The organism is Rhodococcus sp. P3_B8, assembly GCF_056402775.1.
Genome location: NZ_JBFUGT010000451.1, coordinates 1 through 4,051 on the forward strand (window position 1 = coordinate 1; position 4,051 = coordinate 4,051).

Genomic DNA, 4,051 nt, shown 5'->3' on the forward strand with positions numbered 1-4,051 from the left:
GGTGTGAATCCCGGATCTTTTCGCCGGGCCGCAACTCACCTCGCAGAATTTGTTGGCGAAGCTCTGCTGCCACCCGTTCGGCTGCGTCCCCCGTCCCAGCAACTCGTTCCGTGGCAACACGACCGATGTCCAGTGAGGTCATTTTCGCTCGCTTCCCCGATCTTATGTGTGAACAATCAGCACTTCCAACCTACAGCAAGTCTGACTAACGCCTAGTGAAGACCCATTATCACGCCTTGTTTTGTTCAACAAACAGGATATCATCGTAGGCATGTCATCGACAGAAGACGTCTCAAACCTGCAGAGTGCGAGGACCACGGAACCAGAGATCCGCACTCCCGATCCGATGCCTCCTCACACACAGACATATGTGAACGACCACCCGCGGATTCACTGGTGCCGCCACGACACTCACGGCGCCAAATCTTGACACTCGGCCACAAACGACTGCCCTCCCAGGCAGACACCGCAGCGATCACCTACCTCGCAAGTGGGCCGTATCGCACACGACACCGTCCACTACGCATGCGGCGATCACCTTCGTCCGACACCGCACGGTGGAAGCTAGGGAGAGAAATGCCCCTGTTGTTGGAGGCAGTGTTCGCCTGTCTCAATACAGTTCTTCGGCCGCGCGACTGCTTCACACGTATGGAGCACGCCCTCACCGGAATCGCCCTGACACGAGCGGAATTACGCTCGGTGGCAATGTACGCCGACCTCGCACGGACGTACGACGATGACGAGGGGCAGGGTTTCGGGCGGCGAGACCTGACGCGCGGATACCGGCCCTGATCAGCACGGTCCCGCTTTCGCCTGTTCCTTCGCATATTCCAGCAGAATGGACTCGGTTCGCTGACACCGATTGGGCGGAACCCACCGTCGCCTCTTGGCGGTCTCCGGGCCGACCCCCCGAGTAATTTGTCCTTCACCACAGCGAATTGAGGTTCGACCGATGTTCACCGGACTGTCCGCCTTCCCCCTCACCCCCATGAGCGAGAAGGATATCGACGCCTCCGCGTTCTCCGGCCTCATGTCGCGCCTGGCCGAGGCGGGGGTCGATTCCATCGGCGCCCTCGGATCCACCGGCAGCTACGCCTACCTGACCAGGGACGAGCGCAAGAGGGTCGCACAGCTCGCCGTGGCCGCAGCGGGCACCACACCGGTCATGATCGGTATCGGGTCGCTGCGCACCGCGCACGTTCGCGCCCTCGCCGAAGACGCACAGAACGCCGGCGCCGCGGCGGTGCTGCTGGCACCGGTGTCCTACCAACAACTGACCGCAGAGGAAGTATTCGGCCTCTACGAAGCGGTGACGCGGGAGTTGTCCGTACCGCTGTGCGTCTACGACAACCCGGGTACCACCCACTTCGCCTTCACCGATGGACTCCACAGCCGCATCGCCGCACTTCCGAAGATTGGATCGATCAAGATTCCCGGGGTCCCCGTCGACCCCGCCGACGCGGCGGTGCGAGTGCAGACCCTCCGATCTCAGATCCCGTCGACGGTCACGATCGGTGTCAGTGGAGACGCCTTCGCTGCGGCCGGCCTCAACGCCGGCTGCGACGTTTGGTACAGCGTCCTCGCCGGGGTCCTTCCGAAACCGTGCCTGGGCATTACCCGGGCATCCCAGACCGGCGACCAGGACGCCGCCACCGCGCTGTCGAAACGGTTCGAACCGATCTGGGAGTTGTTCCGCGCCCATGGAAGCCTGCGCGTGGTTTCCGCCATCGCCGAACACCTCGATCTCGTCGACTCCCCTAACCTCCCGCTACCGGTACGCAGACTCGACACGGCTGCGCGTTCCCGAGTCGCCGCCGCGCTCGAACAAATTCGTGACATTCTCTGATTCCGCAGATGGCCCCTAGCCGCGAAATCAAGGATGGCCCCTGCGTCGGGAATCCGAACACCGGATACGAGCCGGCCCCGGCGACTTCTTCGGGGACGTTCGACTGATACGTAATGACTTTGTGCACAACAAGGGCGAGGTCGATGAATCCGTGAACCTGAAAACCCTCGGGTGGGAGCTTAAAAAGGGCGAGCCGATCAAGATCCAGGTCGAGCACATGATCGAGCTGATGGACAATTTTCCCCGCAACGAACTGCTGGTACCACCGCCACGGAGTCGCGGCACTGAGGCAGGTAAGAAGCAAGAGCGCCAGAACATCCCTGGGAGCGGAAAGAAGGAGTTGGTAGAGCAATTCCAGGAGCTCGTCTCCCGCAGCCAGCTCAATCGTGGCCGACCAATCGACGAGATGCTTCAGGACTGGATCGACAAGCACCAGTCGTCTCCTGATGCGGCTCTACGTGATGCAACATCCAGTACCAACTGAGGACGAAACCGCAACCATCACTGCGGCAGTCGAGCTTCATCTGGGATCAAGTGCGCGTCCTCGGAGTGCGCAAAGGGTCTAGTCCTGGTACGGAACATCCTCTTGACCACGGGCCGTGCCTCACTTCGAAACGCACGGTCGAGCCGTCGGGCCAGATCGACTCCACCGTGTTGGTCGGCGCAACCTCAGACGAGGGTGTAGCCGAGCGCTTCCGCGGCCGCGGCGAGACGGCGTTGCAGGCCGGGATGCGCGAGCGGGTTCGACGCGGCCGGCCGCACGGGGAAGGCGTCGTCGGCCGGGGGGAACAGCGCTGCGCACGGGCCCCCGGAAAATCGACCCCGGTACAGCAGTCCATCGAGCCCGGGGTGCGCGGCTGCAATGGTGCGGGCCCACCGTTGGGTGATGCCGTGCGCGGCGGAATCGAGGGCGAAGGTGCCACCGACCCTGGTCGGCCAGCGGCCGGCCCCGAACCCGCCGACGTCGAGGAGCCGCAGGTCTCGGGCTGGATGCAGCCCGGTCAGGTACGGCGCCTCCTGCACCCGATCGATGGTGCGGGTGCCCTGGAATGCTTCCGCGAGTGCGCCRTGCACATCAGTGGCCCCGTACCAGACCCCGTGCCTCGGGTGGTCACCGCGCGGGAGTGGGTGCGGGTCGAACCGCAGCACCGGACCGTACGTGCGGAGCTCGTTCCAGGCCAGCGCGTGGCGGCTGGTGGTGCGGTGCACCCGCCAGAGCATCCCGGTGGTGGGGATCGTGGCGTATTCGTTGTCGCGGATGCCGTGGTGGGACAGGTCGTCGACGGCCGGAGGGTGCGGGAGCATCCGCGCCACTTACGCTGCCTCCCATTCGATTTGGGTGATCACTTCTAGTGCGGTTTCGACGTCGCCGCCGCTTGTGAGCCAATCGATGACCGAGACCGGGCGTCCGTCCAGAGCCAGGTCGGCCCTGGGGTCGGTCAGGGCCCGCTCGAGTGCGAGGGGATGCAAACCGTCCGGGAGGGCCGCCAGGATGCGGTCGAGGTTCGGCACTATCGCCTCACCGGTGAACTGCACCACCGGTAGCAACAGTTTGTTGCCGACCTTGATCGCCCACACGCTGCCCGCCGCCGCGCGCTGGCGGATCCGGGAGGTCGACACCCCGAGCAGATCGGCCGCCCCCTCGACGGTCTTGGCGGTCGCGGTGAGCTCGCGCATGCGTTGTTCCCGCTCGGCGGCCGCAGCGGCTGGGGCGAGTGGGTCCTCGGTGAACCCGGCGGCGTCGTACAAGGCGGCGTCGTGGTCGCTGAGCTGGGCGTTCGGGTGCGCTCCGCGTCGCAGCGCGTGCAGCAGCGGCAGCATGGTTTCCCGCGAGACCGGGGTGCCGAGCGCCTCCCCCACCGCGGCCTCGAAGTCGACGTCGCCGGCGAGGTAACGGTCGTCGATTGTGCCCACCATGAACACCTCCTAACAGTTACTAACAGTCTACCCCACTGTTAACAAACCAGCGACTGCCGGCAAGTACAGCTGTCGTCCGAGGGCGCTACGCGACTTCCGTAGGGCTCGAGAGCCGGTTCGGCCGATCAGAATGGCTGTTCGGAAGAATTGACAGATTTCGCCGGTCGCTTGAGACCCTCTAATTCGCCCCCGAAAGCCGACAGCGCACCCAACAGAACCTGCTGCGCCCCGCTGATGGCCGGGACCAACGCCATGAGCCCGAGGGTCCACTGCGTACGGGTTCGGGTG

4 protein-coding genes are annotated in these 4,051 nt (G+C 64.5%); 2 read left to right on the forward strand and 2 right to left on the reverse strand.

The features are described from left to right. The first annotated feature begins 952 nt into the window (after positions 1–952). Positions 953–1,846 carry a dihydrodipicolinate synthase family protein gene (locus tag AC1D1G_RS42660; RefSeq protein WP_477956648.1) on the forward strand — a complete coding sequence of 298 codons (894 nt, stop codon included), beginning with the start codon at positions 953–955 and terminating at the stop codon, positions 1,844–1,846. Between the two features lie 151 nt (positions 1,847–1,997). Then, entirely contained in the window at positions 1,998–2,330 is a 333-nt protein-coding gene (locus tag AC1D1G_RS42665; RefSeq protein WP_477956649.1) for a hypothetical protein, read from the forward strand. Between the two features lie 185 nt (positions 2,331–2,515). Here the strand turns inward: AC1D1G_RS42665 and AC1D1G_RS42670 are convergent, their stop codons facing one another. Both AC1D1G_RS42670 and AC1D1G_RS42675 read right to left on the reverse strand, forming a co-directional pair. After that, positions 2,516–3,151 carry an RES family NAD+ phosphorylase gene (locus AC1D1G_RS42670; RefSeq protein WP_477956650.1) on the reverse strand — a complete coding sequence of 212 codons (636 nt, stop codon included), beginning with the start codon at positions 3,149–3,151 and terminating at the stop codon, positions 2,516–2,518. Between the two features lie 9 nt (positions 3,152–3,160). Further along, positions 3,161–3,763 carry a DNA-binding protein gene (locus tag AC1D1G_RS42675; RefSeq protein WP_477956651.1) on the reverse strand — a complete coding sequence of 201 codons (603 nt, stop codon included), beginning with the start codon at positions 3,761–3,763 and terminating at the stop codon, positions 3,161–3,163. Positions 3,764–4,051 lie beyond the last annotated feature (288 nt).